The organism is Halorubrum sp. AJ67 (assembly GCF_000513435.1).
Window position 1 is genome coordinate 142,753 of the sequence record NZ_CBVY010000009.1, and the last position, 916, is coordinate 143,668.

At 66.5% G+C, this 916-nt stretch carries 1 protein-coding gene and 1 pseudogene; one reads left to right on the plus strand and one right to left on the minus strand.

Annotation, left to right across the window (positions count from 1 at the left end):
* Positions 1-148, plus strand: a pseudogene (locus BN903_RS16770) (asparagine synthetase B); the annotation flags it as partial.
* Positions 149-424: 276 nt separating this feature from the next.
* Here the strand turns inward: BN903_RS16770 and BN903_RS09470 are convergent.
* The coding region (locus tag BN903_RS09470; protein WP_079890633.1) for a uracil-DNA glycosylase at positions 425-916 on the minus strand (492 nt) is incomplete at its 5' end.

Consider the following 916-nt stretch of genomic DNA (forward strand, 5'->3'; position numbering starts at 1 on the left):
GGCGGTCCAGTACGGCACGTACGTCTCCCGCGAACTCGACCGACTCGCGCGGCGGGCGGGCTACAAGCGGCGGATGGACGACCACGTCGGGAAGTACGTCGAGGCGCTGTGCGCCGAGGAAAAACCGGCCGATGAGGGCCGGAACTGACCAAGTCGCCGCGTGGAGTACCAGTCCTGCGGCCGACGCCCGATCGTCCGGGCGTCTGCGTAAGGATCGACAGGACGGATATAAAATCCGAGCAGTAGCGACAAATATGACACTCTTTCGGTTTGGAGAGAAACGATCGTGCGTAGATTCGACTAATTACTGCTGTATCTCCGTATCAAGCGCGCGCTTTGCCGAAGAAAGTTCACGTCTATCCGGGGAAAACAGGCGGATTCCCGGTGTTCGAAGCGGAGCGACCACGTCAGCGGAGGGGTCGCGTCAGCGGACCAGATACGGTTCGTCGCCGGCGATGAACCGGCCGAGGTCGCTCTCGCGGCGGAAATCAGTCGACCGAAGCTCTCCCAACGCGGCGACGAGGCGGTCGGCGTCGCCGTCCGCCCAGTCGGCGGGGTCTTTGATCGGCACGACGAGCCAGCCCGCGCCGAGCAGCTCCTCGCCGTGGAGCGCTTCCATGTCGATCTCGGTCTTCCAAGCCCGCGCGGTGTAGGTCTCGAGGACGCGTTCCGTCGCTCGCGCGCCCACCGGGAGAAGCACGTGGGCCGCGATGGCGCGGAGTTCGGCGTCGAAGAACCGCTCCATGTCGGCGTAGGAGTCCTCGTCCGGCGGCTCCTCGCTCGCGCACATGTGGAGGTACGAGAGGAACGTTCGGGCGGTTCGGATCGGGTCGCTCGCGGTCGGGTCTCCCTCGCGCGGGACGCCGTCGGGGGTAACCCCGTCCGCGACCCCCGCGATCAGCCCGGCCGCCGACAG